Genomic DNA, 14524 nt, shown 5'->3' with positions numbered 1-14524 from the left:
ACTCTTGGGCTGCAGTTTGTAGGCCGGGTAAGCGAAGCGCCACCCGGCACAACCCTTACTCTGCGGTTAACAAATTGGCAAGAGTACGCACACCAAGGCCTGTCGCGCCTGCCGCCCATTGATCAACAGCGGCTTTACGGTAGGTTGCCGAGCAATCGATATGCAGCCAGCCTTGCTGGTAGTTTTCAACAAAGTGCGACAAGAAACCGGCAGCGGTGCTCGCGCCTGCCGGGAACGCCGCGCTGGCGGTGTTATTCAGTTCGGCGAAGTTGGACGGCAACTGGCTGCGGTGGAACTCGGCCAGCGGCAGACGCCAGAACGGCTCGTTTTCCGCCGTTGCGCTGCTCAGCAGGCGGCCAGCCAGCGCGTCATCGAAGCTAAACAGCGCGTGATAATCGTTACCCAGCGCGGTTTTCGCGGCACCGGTCAGGGTGGCGGCATCAATAATCAGCTGCGGTTTTTGCGCTGACGCGTCAATCAGCCCGTCGGCCAGCACCAAACGCCCTTCGGCATCGGTATTCATGATTTCAACGGTTTTGCCGTTGCGATAATGAATGATATCGCCCAATTTGAACGCATTGCCGCTAACCATGTTGTCAGCGCAGCACAGCCACAGTTTGACGCGCTTGTTCAGACCACGGTTGATGGCAAACGCCAGTGCGCCGGTGACCAGCGCCGCGCCGCCCATGTCGGATTTCATCGAATCCATAAAGGCGCTCTGCTTGATGCTGTAACCGCCGGAATCAAAAGTAATGCCTTTACCCACCAGCGCGGCATACACCGGCGCGTCCGGGTTGCCGGTCGGGTTGTAATCCAGCGCCAGCAAGACCGGCGGGCGTTCAGAACCGCGACCCACGGTATGCAGACCCATATAGTTCTGCTCGCGCAGATCTTCACCTTTGGTGATGCGATAAGAAACGTTGTCGCCGCCAACGCTGTACAGCAGATCGACGGCGCGCTGCGCCAGGTGTTCCGGCCCCAGATCCTCCGCTGGCGCGTTAATGGTGTCACGCACCCAGTCGATCACTTTCAGGCGGCTATCGAGCTCTTTCTGCTCGGCTTCGCCCAATTGTGCCCATTCCACTTTGCGCATGCCTTTCGGCCCTTTGTAACCGGCCCAGAATGCCCAGCTACGATCCGCGTCCCAGCCTTCGCCGCTCAGGGCCACATGCTTGACGCCAAGACCGTCGATTTTGCGCGCGGCGCGCTGAATAAGCCCCAGGTCGTCTTTTCCCGTCAAATGCAGTGCGATGCCGTCGTTATTGATGCTGTACGCGGCTTTTTCACCCCAGCGCGCGTCGGCAGGTTGCGTGGTCAGCGTGACCTTCATAGCTTCTGTCATTGTATTTGTCCTTATCAGCAGATGCCGGATGGCGTCGTTGCCTTCTCCGGACTACGGTTGCATTCATGAAAACGGGCCACCCGAAGGCAGCCCGTTGAATGATTACGATGCTTCGTCTAACCAGACTAGCAGAATCGCTTCGAGAATTTTTTCATTCGATGCATTCGGATCATCGTCGAACTCATCGAGCTCGCAGATCCACTGGTGCATATCGGTGAAACGCACGGTCTTTGGATCCAGATCCGGGCGGCTGTCATACAGCGCTTCGCCGATTTCACGGCTGTCGGTCCACTTCAGCCCCATATCAATGCTCCCGCGCGTGGTTGATGGTGTAACGCGGGATCTCGACCACCAGATCTTCATCGGTGACGCGTGCCTGACAACCTAAGCGGCTTTCCGGCTCCAGACCCCAGGCTTTATCCAGCATGTCGTCTTCGTCTTCCGTACTTTCCGGCAGGGAGTCAAAACCTTCACGAACCACACAGTGGCAGGTGGTGCAGGCGCAGGATTTTTCACAGGCGTGCTCAATCTCGATGCCGCCGCGCAGGGCAACATCCAGAATGGTTTCACCGCTCTTTGCTTCCAAAACTGCGCCATCCGGACAGAGGTCCTGATGAGGCAGAAAAACAATTTTAGGCATATTAAACCTCGTCGACGGAATGGCCTTTCAGCGCGGTACGTACGGATTGATCCATACGGCGCGCGGCGAATTCCTGGGTTTGTTTATCTACATTTTTAATGGCGTGTTCTATTGCGTCGGCATCATCGCCGTCGGCAACGGCGCGCAATTGCGCCACCGCCTCGTCGATAACCGCTCGCTCTGCGGCGCTTAACAGCGCGGCGTCCGCAGCGATCGCACCGGTCAAACTTTCCAGTACGCGCGCGGCTTCCACTTTCTGCTCCGCCAGCATACGTGCTTTCACGTCCTGCTCGGCGAAACTCATGGAGTCTTTAATCATGTTGGCGATTTCGCCATCGGTCAGGCCGTAAGACGGCTTCACCTGAATGGAGGCTTCGACACCGGTCGATTTTTCCATCGCAGTGACGCTCAGCAGACCGTCAGCATCCACCTGGAAGGTGACGCGAATATGCGCCCCGCCCGCCGGCATCGCCGGAATGCCGCGCAACGCAAAACGCGCCAGCGAACGGCAATCGCTCACCAGTTCACGCTCGCCCTGCATCACGTGGATCGACATCGCGGTTTGCCCGTCTTTAAAAGTGGTGAACTCCTGCGCGCGCGCCACCGGAATAGTGGTGTTGCGCGGGATAACCTTCTCAACCAGCCCGCCCATCGTTTCCAGCCCCAGCGACAGCGGGATGACATCCAGCAGCAGCATTTCGCTGTCCGGCTTATTGCCGACCAGAATATCCGCCTGAATAGCCGCGCCGATAGCCACGACTTTATCGGGATCGATGGAGGTCAGCGGCGGGCGGCCAAAGAATTCGCCCACGCGTTCACGCACCAGCGGTACGCGGGTTGAACCGCCGACCATCACCACTTCCAGCACGTCTTGCGCTTCAACGCCCGCATCTTTCAGCGCGCGGCGACAAGAGAGTAACGTGCGTTTGACCAGCGTCGAGATCAGCGCGTCAAACTGCTCGCGCGTCACGCTGCCCTGCCAGCCTGCAATGTTGACGTTTACGCTTTCGGCATCGCTAAGGGCGATTTTGGCGGCAATTGCCGCATCCAACAGTTCGCGCTGCTGGCGAGCGTCGCCACGTTCGGTGATTCCCGCCTGCTCGCAAATGTAATCCGCCAGCAGATGGTCGAAGTCGTCGCCGCCAAGCGCCGAATCACCGCCGGTCGCCAGCACTTCGAACACGCCACGGCTGAGGCGAAGAATAGAGATATCAAAAGTGCCGCCGCCCAGATCGTAAACGGCGATAACGCCCTCTTTGCCGGAATCCAGACCGTAGGCAATCGCCGCGGCGGTCGGTTCGTTCAGCAAACGCAACACATGCAGGCCCGCCAGACGCGCGGCGTCTTTGGTGCCCTGACGCTGTGCGTCGTCGAAATAAGCAGGAACGGTGATCACCACGCCATCAAGATCGCCGGCAAGGGATTCTTGCGCGCGCGCGGTAAGGGCTTTGAGGATGTCGGCAGAGACGCGGATCGGGTTAACCAGACCGCCACGGGTGACAATCATCGGCAGGCCGTTTTCGCTGGCCTGGAATTGCCACGGCAGATGCGGGTAACGCGCCTGGATATCGGCGAGGCTGCGGCCCATCAGGCGTTTGACGGAACTGATGGTGTTTACCGAGTCCAGCGCCGCATTGTTGCGCGCGTCAAAGCCAACGCTATGGCTATCGGCCTGGTAGTTGACCACTGAGGGGAGGAGATGGCGCCCGGCGCTGTCGGCCAGTGTTTCAGCCTGACCGCTACGCACGGTGGCAACCAGCGAATTGGTGGTGCCAAGATCGATGCCCGCCGCCAGCCGACGCTGGTGCGGCGCGGCGCTCAGACCCGGCTCGCTAATTTGTAATAAGGCCATTGTGTGCTTCCAAAAAAATTAAAAACCGAGCAGTTTTTCTTCGAGTTGTTCTGTTGTGCTGCGCAGTTTATCGAGAAAACGCAGTTTGCGCACGGTATCCGCCGCCGCGTCCCACGCCTGAGTATCGAGCTGTTCTACCATCTGCTGATGGCGTGCGTCATACATCCCTTTGATGCGTTTCTGGAACGTTTCGAGACGGGCCGTATCTTCAGCCTGTTCGATATCGTCCAGCTCTTCGCGCAGCTCAAGCTGTTCCATTAAAAAAGCGGTGTCGCGCACGGTGTGCTGTTCAGAGGCTAAATCAAAGCCATGTAGCGACAGCAGATATTCAGCGCGCGTCAACGGATTGCGCAGCGTTTGCCATGCCTGATTAATGGTCGCGGATTGCGAAACGGCAGCGAGTTGCTCCGCCTGCGGGCGGCTTGCAAAGCGATCAGGATGGAACTGACGTTGCAGATCCTGGAAACGTGTTGCCAGCGCCTGAATGTCGAGCGGGTATTGGGCCGGTAACCCAAAGAGGGTGAAGTAATCCATAACAATTCCGGGTGTGCAATCGTAATAAACCCCACGCGCAGGGCGCTGCGGTGGGGTAAACAGAAGATGGCGATTAGACGTGGAAGCTTTCGCCGCAACCGCACTCGTCTTTCACGTTCGGGTTCGTGAATTTGAACCCTTCGTTCAGGCCTTCTTTCACGAAGTCCAGTTGAGTGCCGTCAAGGAATTGCAGGCTTTTGCCGTCAACCACTACCTTCACGCCTTTGTCTTCGAACACCGTGTCTTCTTCGTTCGGCGCGTCGACAAATTCCAGTACATAGGCCATACCAGAACAGCCAGAGGTTCTGACCCCCAGACGCAGGCCAAACCCTTTACCGCGGTTGGCCAGAAAGGCGTTCACACGTGCAGCAGCACTGTCGCTCAGGCTAATGGACATGACAACAACCTCCCGCCTTATTTCGCGTCTTGTTTGCTTTTGTAATCCGCAATCGCGGCTTTAATCGCATCTTCAGCGAGGATAGAACAGTGGATTTTCACCGGCGGCAATTCCAGCTCTTCGGCAATATCGGTGTTCTTGATCGCCTGCGCTTCGTCCAGGGATTTACCCTTCACCCACTCGGTTACCAGCGAGCTGGACGCGATGGCAGAGCCACAGCCGTAGGTTTTGAAACGCGCGTCTTCGATAATGCCTTTATCGTTAACTTTGATTTGCAGCTTCATGACGTCGCCGCAAGCCGGTGCGCCAACCATACCGCTACCTACGCTGTCGTCGCCATTGTCGAAGGAGCCAACGTTGCGCGGGTTTTCGTAGTGATCGATTACTTTTTCGCTATAAGCCATTTTTAAATTCTCCTGTTTCCGCAACCTAAATTAATGATGAGCCCATTCGATGGAATTGATATCCACGCCCTGCTTGAACATGTCCCACAGCGGAGAGAGTTCACGCAGACGGCCGATGGATTTACGTACCAGCTCGATGGTGTAGTCGATCTCTTCTACGGTGGTGAAACGCCCTAAAGAGAAACGGATGGAGCTGTGCGCCAACTCATCATTCATGCCCAACGCGCGCAGCACGTAGGACGGTTCCAGGCTTGCAGAAGTACAGGCAGAACCGGAGGAAACAGCCAGGTCTTTCAGCGCCATGATCAGCGACTCGCCTTCAACGTAGTTAAAGCTGACGTTAAGGATGTTCGGCGCGCCGTGTTCGAGGTCACCGTTCAGGTAAACTTCTTCGATATCGTTGATGCCGTTCCACAGACGGCTACGCAGACCGCGCAGACGTTCCATTTCGCTCGCCATCTCTTCTTTCGCGATGCGATACGCTTCGCCCATGCCGACGATCTGGTGAACAGGCAGCGTACCGGAACGCATACCGCGCTCGTGACCGCCGCCGTGCATCTGCGCTTCAATGCGGATACGCGGTTTACGCTGTACGTACAACGCGCCGATACCTTTCGGGCCGTAGATTTTATGGCCGGAGAAGGACATCAGATCCACTTTCAGCTGGCTCAGGTCGATAGGCAGTTTGCCCACGCTCTGGGTCGCATCAACGTGATAGATAATGCCGCGAGCACGGCACATTTCGCCGATGGTTGCGATGTCCTGCACCACGCCGATTTCGTTGTTCACGTGCATGATGGAAACCAGGATGGTGTCGTCACGCATCGCGGCTTCCAGCTCTTTGAGGTCGATAATGCCGTTGCGCTGCGGGGCGAGATAGGTCACTTCAAACCCTTCGCGCTCCAGCTGGCGGCAGGTGTCCAGCACGGCTTTATGTTCGGTTTTACTGGTGATGATGTGCTTGCCTTTTTTCTGATAAAAGTTGGCAGCACCTTTGATCGCCAGGTTATCGGATTCGGTTGCACCGGAAGTGAAGACGATTTCACGCGGGTCAGCGCCAACCAGTTCAGCAATCTGGTTACGGGCGATATCTACCGCTTCTTCAGCTTGCCAGCCAAAACGGTGTGAACGGGAAGCAGGGTTACCAAAGGTCCCGTCCAGGGTCAGAAACTGCATCATTTTCTCGGCAACACGCGGATCCACCGGCGTGGTTGCGGAGTAATCGAGATAGATCGGTAATTTCATTGCTCTTTAAACTCCGTACATCGCTCTAATGCAAGGAATCAGGCAACCGGCTGGATGTACGACCGTGTTAACAGGGCACATATCTGTGCCCTGGCCCGATTCTGAATTCTGTTTTTTATTATGCGCGCAGTTTAACGTCGATTGCGTCTTGAGCGCGGGTGGTGCGATGGGATTCGTTACTGTGCTGGCGGTCAGACACGTCGAGAACTTCTTGATTATTCACCAGTTCGCCGAGCGTGATATTGTTCAGGAAACCCGTCAGACGGTCGCTCAGATCGCGCCACAGAGCATGGGTCAGGCATTTATCACCGCCCTGGCAGCCGGTTTTACCCTGGCAACGGGTGGCGTCAACGGATTCGTCAACAGCGCTGATAACTTCGCCAACAGCGATGCTGTTCGCGTCTTTACCCAGCAGGTAACCGCCGCCCGGACCACGTACGCTGGACACAAGGCCATTTTTACGTAAGCGGGAGAACAGCTGTTCCAGGTAGGACAGGGAAATCCCCTGACGCTCGGAAATATCAGCCAACGGAACCGGGCCCGCGTCGGAGTTGAGTGCAACGTCCAGCATTGCGGTCACGGCATAACGCCCTTTAGATGTCAGTCTCATGTCTTACAAGCCTCAAACTCGCCCCTGCCCGGGGTGTATTTTTAATATGTTAATGTTGCATAGCAGAGGCAAGTCTGACATTCCCGACTAAATTGGTCAACTATTTAGTTGACTGTTTTAGTCAAGTATTTGCCGTTTCGTGCTCAATGTGTTGCCGGATGGCGGCGAAGCCTTATCCGGCCTACGATTCAGCCCCTGTTACTCTCTATTTTTCTGTTCAATAGACGCCAAAATACCGCGCAGAATATTCAGTTCCTGGCTTTCCGGGCGAGCGCGCGTAAACAGGCGGCGCAGTTTGTTCATCACCTGGCCGGGGTGGTTTTCGCGAATAAAACCGGTAGAAAGCAGCGTTTGTTCCAGGTGCCCATAGAAGCGTTCGAGATCGTCCACCAGCGGATAAGGCGTCTCTTCATGTTCTACTGCCGGCGCATCACTTTCTTGTTTCGCAAGCCAAGCCATGCGCACTTCATACGCGATAACCTGCACCGCCATCGCCAGGTTCAGCGAGCTGTATTCCGGGTTGGCGGCAATTGCTACGTGATAGTGACACTTCTGTAATTCGTCATTGGTCAGGCCAACGCGTTCGCGACCAAATACCAGCGCGACTGGCGCATGTTCCGCTTCGGCGACGCTTTTCAGGCCGCATTCGCGCGGATCGAGCATCGGCCATGGCAGTGTGCGGGAACGCGCACTTGTGCCAACCACCAGGCTGCAACCAGCTAACGCTTCATCCAGCGTATCGACGATTTGCGCATTGCCAATCACATCGCTGGCACCTGCGGCCAGCGCGATGGCTTGAGAATCCGGTTTCACCAGCGGATTGACCAGCCAGAGATTCGTTAAACCCATTGTTTTCATTGCACGGGCAACAGAGCCCATGTTGCCGGTGTGGGAAGTTTCCACCAGTACGATTCGAATATTTTGCAGCATAGATTTTCAACGGCTAAAGAATATTGGCGGATACTATCATAAAGCGGAGACATAATTCGAATTCACTGCTATCATACGCGCCGTTTTCCGTTCTTTAACATCCAGTGAGAGAGACCGATGCATCCGATGCTGAACATCGCCGTGCGTGCTGCGCGCAAGGCGGGTAATTTAATTGCCAAAAACTACGAAACCCCTGACACCGTCGAAACAAGTCAAAAAGGGAGCAATGATTTCGTGACCAACGTTGATAAAGCAGCCGAAGCTGTAATTATCGACACCATCCGCAAATCTTACCCGCAACACACCATCATCACTGAAGAGAGTGGTGAGCATGAAGGCACAGATCAGGATGTTCAATGGGTTATCGATCCACTGGATGGCACGACCAACTTCATCAAACGTCTGCCGCACTTCGCGGTATCTATCGCCGTTCGTATTAAAGGCCGCACTGAAGTCGCGGTGGTTTATGATCCCATGCGTAACGAACTGTTCACCGCAACGCGCGGTCAAGGCGCACAGCTGAACGGTTATCGTCTGCGCGGCAGCACGGCTCGCGATCTGGATGGCACCATCCTGGCGACCGGCTTCCCGTTCAAAGCCAAACAACACGCAAAGACCTACATGAACATCGTTGGCAAACTGTTTACCGAATGCGCCGATTTCCGTCGCACCGGTTCCGCCGCGCTGGACCTGGCCTATGTTGCTGCTGGCCGTGTTGATGGTTTCTTTGAAATCGCGCTGAAGCCGTGGGATTTCGCCGCCGGCGAACTACTGGTGCGTGAAGCGGGCGGTCTGGTGTGTGATTTCACCGGCGGTCATAACTATATGATGACCGGCAACCTCGTTGCAGGTAACCCACGCGTTGTGAAATCGATGCTGGCGAATATGCGCGAAGAACTGAGCGACGCGCTGAAGCGTTAATCCGCCAGTTGTTGCAGGGTTTGTAGGCCGGATAAGGTGAAATGCCTGATGGCGCTGCGCTTATCAGGCCTACGAAATTTGTAGGCCTGATAAGGCATTATCAAAATGGTCTTAATCCGCCGCCCGGCGGCAACGCACTGACCCACATCACCACCGCCGCACTCACCAGCACAACACCGCCGGCTAACGCCAGCGTCGTCCAGCCAACCTGTCGCCACAAAACAGGTGTTTGATGACCACTCAATTTCACCGCCAGATGACGAAAACCGTGCACCAGCAACGCCAGCGCGCTGATGGTTAACGACGTTCCTGCGGCCATCGCCAGCGCCGACGCCACGCCCCAGGCAAACACGCCAATCACTTTACTGAACAACAGCACCATGATAGCCCCGGAACACGGGCGCATGCCCATCGACAAAATAATCATTAAACGGGCGCGCCAGTCCTCGCCGCTTTTCAGTTGCGATGGCGAAGGCACATGCTGATGGCCACAACCGCAACCGTCGTGGTGCACATGATGCGGGGTAAAAGCGCGGAATTTTGGCGCATTAAGCAGCGCGCGTAATGTCTTCACCGCTCGCCAGCACAACAATAAACCCAGCACACCAACCAGCAGATAACTGCCCTTCTCCAGCCAGTAACCACTCAAATGCAACTGCCGCGCAGGCAGTGCCAGTATGCTCAACATCACGACTACCAACCCAATCGCCACCAGCCCTTGCAATAGCGACGATGCCAGCGTCAGCGCAATCCCGGATTTAAGTTTCGAAGGATGCGTGGCAAGCCAGGTGGTGATCACCACTTTGCCATGTCCCGGCCCGAGCGCATGCAGCACGCCATAAACGAAGCTAAATAGCAGCAGCGAACCGCCCGCTTTCGTCGGGTTTTCCGCTACGCGTTTTAGTAATGTGCTCATCTGCATATTCACTTCACGCTGCCAGAGCACACTTTTCATCAGCACCTGCGGCCACGCCTGCCACAGCCAAAAACCGCCAACAGCGACACAGACGAGAAACAGCAGCAACGGCCATAGTTGCAGCAAACGCCGTTTGCGTATGACCTGACCAGTGATTACTGACATAGCAATGTCACCGTTTGAGCAAACTGTTTACCCAGTTGCATGTCTTCCTCCGGGGCATCGGATTTATCAAGCTGTTGGGCGTAATTCAGTACCTCTTCGCCAGGATGAGGAGTATGAATGCTTATTTTGCAGGTCGTTTGTAACGAGGCGGGCAGCATCGCATCGCTATCTTGTTCGTAACTCATGTCGACGTAATACGTGGGATCGAACGTCGCAAGGGTGTATTTTTGGCCGCTCAGCGGCTGCGGTTGCGCCAGCGGAAGAATGAACGTCAGCACCGCCTGGTGCTCTTCGCGTTCCATGCCATATTCGGTTGGGCGATTAAGAAACTTAACCTTCTGCCCGTTATGCCAGACTTCGCTGAAATAGTGCTGACCAAGCACATTCGCCATCACTTCCGCCGCCAGCTTTTTCCAAATCTCATCACCGGGTTTTGCATTACCCGCGTCATACAGCAGATCCGCCGAGGTAATCTCGTCCATCGTCCAGCGCATTTTCAGGCCGGTGAACTGGCCGTTGTCGGCTAACACCTGCGTTTTCATACGAATAAAACTATGCGGGTGCGCACTGGCAGAAAGCGATAAAAGTGCGAGAAACAGCCCCAGGGCGCATTGTTTAACTGCTTGCATGTATTCCTCACGTGAAAAATTCTGTGATGCTCTCCGGCAATCCTGATTGAAACACTTCCGGCTGCGCTGTCGCTAAGCATACCTTTAACTACGCTTATCAAATACCCTACCTGGAATCTGACAGATGACTATTACACTGGCTCCGCCATCTGCACTCTCCAGTCCGCAGCGTCGCTGCCAGGTGTTGCTGATGCTCGCGTTACCCGGGCAAAGTACCACCATGGAAAATATCAGCGCCATAAACGGAGTGGACGACGCGGTGGCTCAACAGGATCTTGCAGAAACGCAAAGCGAAATCCAACGTTACCACCGGCTTTCCATTGTCACCCACGCCAACGGCAGCTACCGGATTGAAGGCACACTACTCGATCAGCGCTTATGCCTGCTGCATTGGCTGCGCCGCGCATTACGGTTGTGCCCGCAATTTATCACGCAACACTTTACCCCGGCGTTAAAAAATGCGCTGAAAGCACAAGGCATTGCTCGCACACTTTATGACGATACCAACCTGCGCGCCTTGATTAACCTCTGCTCGCGCCGGTTGCAGCGCTCATTTGAATGCCGCGATATGCAGTTTTTGCGCCTCTATTTGCAGTACTGTTTGCTGCAACACCATTACGGCCATACGCCCGAATTCAACCCGGTGCAGCAAAAGTGGACGCAAATGCGCGTCGAATATCAGGTTGCACAGGATATCGTGCGCCATTGGGAACGGCGGGTTTCTGCCCATGCTCATGAGAATGAGCATTTCTTTCTATCGCTGATGTTTATGCTGGTGCGCACACCGGATCCGACCCGTGACGATCACCAGCAAGATCGCCGCTTACAACGCGCCATCAGTCGAATGATTACGCGGTTTCGCCAACTCGCCGAGATGCGTTTCAGCGACGAACAAGGGCTAACGGCCCAGCTTTATGTCCACCTGGCGCAGGCGCTGGATCGCAGTTTCTTTGGCATCGGCATTGATAACACGCTGCCCGAGGAGATCCACCAGCTTTACCCACGATTGATGCGCACCACTCGCATCGCGTTGGAAAGTCTGGAACAGGAGTATGGTCTGCGCTTGAGCGATGAAGAAGCCGGGCTGGTGGCGGTCATTTTTGGTGCCTGGCTGATGCAAGAGAGCGACCTGCATGAAAAGCAGGTGATACTGATTACCGGGGAAGATAGCGCCAGAGAGCAGGAGATCGAACAGCAATTGCGTGAACTGACGCTGCTGCCGCTCACCATTAAATACCTGTCGCTGACCGAGTTTCGCAACGCCGGTGCCCCAAAAGACGTGACATTAATCATCACACCTTACACCACGCCGTTGCCGCTCTTTTCGCCGCCGTTGATTCATACCGACGGGCCGTTGAGTGAGCAGCAACAGCAGCACATCCGCGCCATGCTGGAAGGCTAACTCACCTTAGGTGCGACGGCCGGGCGCAGAAACAGCGCCGGAATAGCCAGTAACGCCATGACATAGAACAGCCCCTGGTGCAGATACTCGAACAAGAAACCGGCGAACATGGTCATTAGCGCGATACTGCCGCCCATCGCCACGGCGGAGTAAATCGCCTGCAAACGGATGACTTCGCTGCCCTGCCGCGCAGAGATATACCTCATGCCGGCCAGGTGGCAAACGGTGAACGTTCCGCAGTGCAGGATTTGCGTGACGATCAACCACGGCAGCTCGGTGGTCCAGCCCATCAGGCTCCAGCGCACCAGCCCACAAACGGCAGAAAGCAGCAGCAAATCACGCGCACTGAAGCGGCGGAACAGCCGGTTGCTGAGCGCGAAAATCACCACTTCCGCTACCACGCCTAACGACCACAAATAACCGACGGTTGATGCGGAGTACCCCGCCGACTGCCAATAAATGGCGCTGAAACCGTAATAGGCCGCGTGCGCACCTTGCAGCATCGACACGCAGGCCAGAAAACGCCAGTTCTGCACAATCAACGCCCGCCACGCCGGCCAGCCCGCGCCGTCCTGATGACGGCTTTCACCCTGCGGCAAAATAGAGGGTCGCAGCAGCATTCCAAGTAACATCGAGGCAACGCCTAGCGTCAACATCGCCAGAATCGCCGGGTAATCATATAGGCTGACCAGTTTGCCGGTCAGCGCCGAACCAATCACAAAGGCAATCGAACCCCATAACCGCACGCGGCCATAATCCATCGGGAACTGTTTTTGCCAGGTGCCCGCCAGCGCGTCAGTAAGCGGCACCAGCGGCGAGAAAAAGAGGTTAAAACCAACAATCACCACCGCCAGCCATGCGACATGACTACCGGCATGAAACGCCAGCGCGAACAGCAATGTTGCCAGCGCCAGCACGCGCAACGCGGTAATCAACCGGGAAGGATCGCTCACGCGCGGGGCGATAAGCAGGCTGCCAAGAAAACGGGCGATAAGGCCTGCGCCAAGCAGCATACCGATGATGTCCGGGGTCAGCCCAACGCCTTTGAGCCAGACGCTCCAGAAAGGTAAGAAAATGCCGTAGCTAAAAAAGTAGGTGAAATAAGCGAGCGCCAGCCAGCGCGTGGACTGCAGAACCATGATTTCCTCCTGGAATGGAGGCGATAGTCTGGCGGTAAACGTCTGAGCTGGCAAGTAACAATCAGATAACAAACCTGCGCTGGCGCAGGTAATTAACGAATATAGGAATCCAGCACGCTGAGCACCACATCCAGGTCAGCTTCACGTTTGATTTCGTCGTTCTCATGAACAATATGATCGGTCAGGTGACCTTTGATGACTTCGCGCATTAACCCGTTTACCGCGCCACGGATCGCCGCGATTTGCTGCAAAACCTGAGCGCATTCATGAGGTTCATCCAGCATTTTCTTCAGAGCGCCCACCTGCCCTTCAATTTTGCTCGCCCGCGCTTTCAGCTTTTTTTTATCCCGAATGGTATGCGACATACAAACCTCAATCGACTGTGCGTAAACGAGCGTTAGCATACCACGCATCAACTGGGGGGAGTTTAATTCTACTGGGAGGTAGTATTTTTTACTGGGGGGGAGTAGATTTGAGCGCACTTAAAAGTTACGAGAACGTCTCTCATGAATGACTTCACCACACTTTTTCAGCAAGGGAATGCCTGGTTTTTTATCCCCAGCGCAATACTTCTCGGCGCCCTGCACGGCCTGGAACCGGGTCACTCAAAAACCATGATGGCGGCGTTTATCATCGCCATCAAAGGCACTATCAAACAAGCCATTATGCTGGGGCTGGCCGCCACGCTGTCGCACACAATTGTGGTGTGGTTAATCGCCCTCGGCGGCATGTATCTCAGCAATAAATTTACGGCGCAAGCGGTGGAACCCTGGCTGCAACTGGTTTCCGCAGTGGTAATTATTTCAACCGCCGCGTGGATGTTCAGGCGTACCTGGCAAGGGGAAAGTGGCTGGCACGCCGGGCATCATCACGCTCATCACCATCATCAGGCGAAGATCCTCCAGCCGCAGCCATCTGTTGTTGTGCAGGGGCAACCCGCGATCCTGTCGATCCGCAAAATGGCGCCACAGGAGGCGTATCAGGATGCGCACGAACTGGCGCACGCAAGGGATATCGAACGGCGTTTTACCGGCAGCGAGGTGACCAACGGGCAGATCCTGCTATTCGGTTTGACCGGCGGGTTAATCCCCTGCCCGGCGGCGATCACGATTTTGCTGATCTGTATTCAGTTGAAGGCGATAACGCTAGGCGCGACGCTGGTGATTTGTTTCAGTATTGGCCTGGCGCTGACGCTGGTGGCGGTTGGTGTGGGAGCGGCAATCAGTGTGCAACAAGCGGCGAAACGCTGGTCCGGCTTTAATACCCTCGCCCGCAAAGCGCCCTATTTTTCCAGCGTATTGATAGCACTTGTCGGTGTGTATATGGGCGTTCACGGCTATGCCGGGCTGCAATAAGCCAAAAAAAGCCCGCTTGATAAAGCGGGCTTATTGCTACCTG

At 55.6% G+C, this 14524-nt stretch carries 17 protein-coding genes; 3 read left to right on the top strand and 14 right to left on the bottom strand.

Going from position 1 to position 14524, the window contains the following annotated elements:
• Positions 1 to 55 precede the first annotated feature (55 nt).
• The 10 genes from pepB to trmJ all read right to left on the bottom strand — a co-directional run bounded on the left by pepB (position 56) and on the right by trmJ (position 7954).
• The gene (gene pepB, locus AAEY27_RS06255) at positions 56 to 1342 is read right to left on the bottom strand and encodes an aminopeptidase PepB (protein WP_342324026.1); all 1287 of its coding nucleotides are present in this window, start codon (positions 1340 to 1342) and stop codon (positions 56 to 58) included.
• Positions 1343 to 1444: 102 nt separating this feature from the next.
• Complete coding sequence (iscX, locus tag AAEY27_RS06250) at positions 1445 to 1645, bottom strand: Fe-S cluster assembly protein IscX (RefSeq protein ID WP_342324025.1); 201 nt, start codon at positions 1643 to 1645, stop codon at positions 1445 to 1447.
• Position 1646: 1 nt separating this feature from the next.
• A complete protein-coding gene (fdx, locus tag AAEY27_RS06245) occupies positions 1647 to 1982 on the bottom strand; it encodes an ISC system 2Fe-2S type ferredoxin (protein WP_039055895.1) in 336 nt (111 codons plus the stop codon).
• A 1-nt stretch (position 1983) separates the two neighbouring features.
• The gene (hscA, locus tag AAEY27_RS06240) at positions 1984 to 3834 is read right to left on the bottom strand and encodes a Fe-S protein assembly chaperone HscA (protein ID WP_342324024.1); all 1851 of its coding nucleotides are present in this window, start codon (positions 3832 to 3834) and stop codon (positions 1984 to 1986) included.
• Positions 3835 to 3852: 18 nt separating this feature from the next.
• The gene (hscB, locus tag AAEY27_RS06235) at positions 3853 to 4368 is read right to left on the bottom strand and encodes a co-chaperone HscB (RefSeq protein ID WP_342324023.1); all 516 of its coding nucleotides are present in this window, start codon (positions 4366 to 4368) and stop codon (positions 3853 to 3855) included.
• A 73-nt stretch (positions 4369 to 4441) separates the two neighbouring features.
• Positions 4442 to 4765, bottom strand: a complete 324-nt coding sequence (gene iscA / locus AAEY27_RS06230; RefSeq protein ID WP_200580416.1) for an iron-sulfur cluster assembly protein IscA — start codon at positions 4763 to 4765, stop codon at positions 4442 to 4444.
• 17 nt (positions 4766 to 4782) lie between these two features.
• Positions 4783 to 5169, bottom strand: coding sequence for a Fe-S cluster assembly scaffold IscU (iscU, locus tag AAEY27_RS06225; RefSeq protein ID WP_342324022.1), 387 nt, complete (start codon positions 5167 to 5169; stop codon positions 4783 to 4785).
• Positions 5170 to 5199: 30 nt separating this feature from the next.
• Positions 5200 to 6414 carry a cysteine desulfurase gene (iscS, locus tag AAEY27_RS06220; protein WP_342324021.1) on the bottom strand — a complete coding sequence of 405 codons (1215 nt, stop codon included), beginning with the start codon at positions 6412 to 6414 and terminating at the stop codon, positions 5200 to 5202.
• A gap of 118 nt (positions 6415 to 6532) precedes the next feature.
• Positions 6533 to 7024, bottom strand: coding sequence for a Fe-S cluster assembly transcriptional regulator IscR (gene iscR, locus AAEY27_RS06215; protein WP_342324020.1), 492 nt, complete (start codon positions 7022 to 7024; stop codon positions 6533 to 6535).
• A 198-nt stretch (positions 7025 to 7222) separates the two neighbouring features.
• Entirely contained in the window at positions 7223 to 7954 is a 732-nt protein-coding gene (gene trmJ, locus AAEY27_RS06210; RefSeq protein WP_342324019.1) for a tRNA (cytosine(32)/uridine(32)-2'-O)-methyltransferase TrmJ, read from the bottom strand.
• A 117-nt stretch (positions 7955 to 8071) separates the two neighbouring features.
• Here trmJ and suhB point away from each other — a divergent pair, with 117 nt between their 5' ends.
• Positions 8072 to 8875, top strand: a complete 804-nt coding sequence (gene suhB, locus AAEY27_RS06205; protein ID WP_342324018.1) for an inositol-1-monophosphatase — start codon at positions 8072 to 8074, stop codon at positions 8873 to 8875.
• Between the two features lie 100 nt (positions 8876 to 8975).
• Here suhB and AAEY27_RS06200 read toward each other — a convergent pair whose 3' ends face one another.
• Positions 8976 to 9956 (bottom strand): nickel/cobalt transporter, encoded by a 981-nt coding sequence (locus AAEY27_RS06200; RefSeq protein WP_342324017.1) that lies wholly within the window; start codon positions 9954 to 9956, stop codon positions 8976 to 8978.
• Entirely contained in the window at positions 9947 to 10585 is a 639-nt protein-coding gene (locus AAEY27_RS06195) for a DUF1007 family protein (protein WP_342324016.1), read from the bottom strand. The genes AAEY27_RS06200 and AAEY27_RS06195 overlap by 10 nt, the downstream gene beginning before the upstream one ends.
• A 124-nt stretch (positions 10586 to 10709) precedes the next feature.
• On the opposite strand from AAEY27_RS06195, the gene csiE reads away from it, so the two are divergent.
• Positions 10710 to 11987 carry a stationary phase inducible protein CsiE gene (gene csiE / locus AAEY27_RS06190; RefSeq protein WP_342324015.1) on the top strand — a complete coding sequence of 426 codons (1278 nt, stop codon included), beginning with the start codon at positions 10710 to 10712 and terminating at the stop codon, positions 11985 to 11987.
• Here the strand turns inward: csiE and AAEY27_RS06185 are convergent.
• Together AAEY27_RS06185 and rcnR are read right to left on the bottom strand one after the other, a co-directional pair.
• Complete coding sequence (locus AAEY27_RS06185; RefSeq protein ID WP_342324014.1) at positions 11984 to 13126, bottom strand: 3-phenylpropionate MFS transporter; 1143 nt, start codon at positions 13124 to 13126, stop codon at positions 11984 to 11986. The two genes, csiE and AAEY27_RS06185, sit on opposite strands and share 4 nt — an antisense overlap.
• A 92-nt stretch (positions 13127 to 13218) precedes the next feature.
• On the bottom strand, positions 13219 to 13491 hold the full coding sequence (rcnR, locus tag AAEY27_RS06180; RefSeq protein WP_065370335.1) for a Ni(II)/Co(II)-binding transcriptional repressor RcnR: 273 nt from the start codon (positions 13489 to 13491) through the stop codon (positions 13219 to 13221).
• 141 nt (positions 13492 to 13632) lie between these two features.
• Between rcnR and AAEY27_RS06175 the strand changes: the two genes are divergently transcribed.
• Complete coding sequence (locus AAEY27_RS06175; RefSeq protein WP_342324013.1) at positions 13633 to 14481, top strand: nickel/cobalt efflux protein RcnA; 849 nt, start codon at positions 13633 to 13635, stop codon at positions 14479 to 14481.
• The last annotated feature ends 43 nt before the right edge of the window (positions 14482 to 14524 follow it).

Origin of the sequence: Kosakonia sp. BYX6, from assembly GCF_038449125.1 — a bacterium.
Classification (GTDB): Bacteria; Pseudomonadota; Gammaproteobacteria; order Enterobacterales; family Enterobacteriaceae; genus Kosakonia; species Kosakonia calanthes.
Note: the sequence above shows the minus strand (reverse complement) of the source record. Positions and strands in the feature narration are given on the sequence as shown.

Coding starts and splice junctions, on each gene's coding strand:
- AAEY27_RS06200 (WP_342324017.1), bottom strand. CDS start 9,956: ATGTCAGTAATCACTGGTCAGGTCATACGCAAACGGCGTTTGCTGCAA.
- hscA (WP_342324024.1), bottom strand. CDS start 3,834: ATGGCCTTATTACAAATTAGCGAGCCGGGTCTGAGCGCCGCGCCGCAC.
- iscX (WP_342324025.1), bottom strand. CDS start 1,645: ATGGGGCTGAAGTGGACCGACAGCCGTGAAATCGGCGAAGCGCTGTAT.
- pepB (WP_342324026.1), bottom strand. CDS start 1,342: ATGACAGAAGCTATGAAGGTCACGCTGACCACGCAACCTGCCGACGCG.
- AAEY27_RS06185 (WP_342324014.1), bottom strand. CDS start 13,126: ATGGTTCTGCAGTCCACGCGCTGGCTGGCGCTCGCTTATTTCACCTAC.
- AAEY27_RS06195 (WP_342324016.1), bottom strand. CDS start 10,585: ATGCAAGCAGTTAAACAATGCGCCCTGGGGCTGTTTCTCGCACTTTTA.
- hscB (WP_342324023.1), bottom strand. CDS start 4,368: ATGGATTACTTCACCCTCTTTGGGTTACCGGCCCAATACCCGCTCGAC.
- fdx (WP_039055895.1), bottom strand. CDS start 1,982: ATGCCTAAAATTGTTTTTCTGCCTCATCAGGACCTCTGTCCGGATGGC.
- iscU (WP_342324022.1), bottom strand. CDS start 5,169: ATGGCTTATAGCGAAAAAGTAATCGATCACTACGAAAACCCGCGCAAC.
- iscA (WP_200580416.1), bottom strand. CDS start 4,765: ATGTCCATTAGCCTGAGCGACAGTGCTGCTGCACGTGTGAACGCCTTT.
- trmJ (WP_342324019.1), bottom strand. CDS start 7,954: ATGCTGCAAAATATTCGAATCGTACTGGTGGAAACTTCCCACACCGGC.
- iscR (WP_342324020.1), bottom strand. CDS start 7,024: ATGAGACTGACATCTAAAGGGCGTTATGCCGTGACCGCAATGCTGGAC.
- AAEY27_RS06175 (WP_342324013.1), top strand. CDS start 13,633: ATGAATGACTTCACCACACTTTTTCAGCAAGGGAATGCCTGGTTTTTT.
- suhB (WP_342324018.1), top strand. CDS start 8,072: ATGCATCCGATGCTGAACATCGCCGTGCGTGCTGCGCGCAAGGCGGGT.
- iscS (WP_342324021.1), bottom strand. CDS start 6,414: ATGAAATTACCGATCTATCTCGATTACTCCGCAACCACGCCGGTGGAT.
- csiE (WP_342324015.1), top strand. CDS start 10,710: ATGACTATTACACTGGCTCCGCCATCTGCACTCTCCAGTCCGCAGCGT.
- rcnR (WP_065370335.1), bottom strand. CDS start 13,491: ATGTCGCATACCATTCGGGATAAAAAAAAGCTGAAAGCGCGGGCGAGC.